Origin of the sequence: Pseudomonas sp. HMSC063H08 (assembly GCF_001813645.1) — a bacterium.
Taxonomy (GTDB): Bacteria; Pseudomonadota; Gammaproteobacteria; order Pseudomonadales; family Pseudomonadaceae; genus Pseudomonas; species Pseudomonas aeruginosa.
The window spans coordinates 1-694 of record NZ_KV813470.1; the positions used below are offsets into that span (position 1 = coordinate 1).

Consider the following 694-nt stretch of genomic DNA (forward strand, 5'->3'; position numbering starts at 1 on the left):
GTCAGGCGCAACGGCCAGTTAGTCACGCGCCGCCTCGGAGCCACTGCCATTGCGCTCCCTGCGCCCATCCCCGAGGGCGCGGTGGTCGCGGTCAAATAACCTCCAGAGGCCAGTAAACCCCGGCGCTGCTTGATAAACCAGCCTTCTGAACACATAATGCCATCAACTTTGATTTCACCCCGCTGGCTACTGACGGTCATCAGTAGCGCCCTGGTGATGCAGGTTCGCCTCATCTCCAAACCGTAAGCACGCTACAACACCGGGTGGGGCGTGCGGATCTGGTTGAGAATTCTCCCTGTGTCTCCCTGTTCTTTTGCTTGTCATGCAGCCGTCAACTCGTGTCGAGCGAGTTTAAAGGCACATAGGGTTCTCAAGAGGTTCGGTGTTTCCTCGATTTAAGGGTCGTACTGGTGTTACGGCCCCTCCTTTTCCCCTCTCCATGGGTAGCCTGATGCTCCTGCTCCAGGGGCATCAGGCTACCCATCGGGATCCTTCTCCCTGCCGGTGGCCCGCCGGTGATACGCAGGGCTCCCTTTGTACGCGGATGCGTGCCTACTGTTTGCTGGCCAAGCCACGATAATGGCCGGGTGATGGGATCGAGACGATCAATGCCCAGGGATCGACGATTCAACCACAGGTGGCTCACTTGACTCCCCTTCCAGACACGGCTGGGGAAACCTTTGACAGGGTTTCT

1 protein-coding gene is annotated in these 694 nt (G+C 58.4%); it reads right to left on the reverse strand.

What is annotated here, in order from left to right; genetic code table 11:
- The coding region (locus tag HMPREF2924_RS36225) for a hypothetical protein (protein WP_218189335.1) at positions 1 to 200 on the reverse strand (200 nt) is incomplete at its 3' end.
- Positions 201 to 694 lie beyond the last annotated feature (494 nt).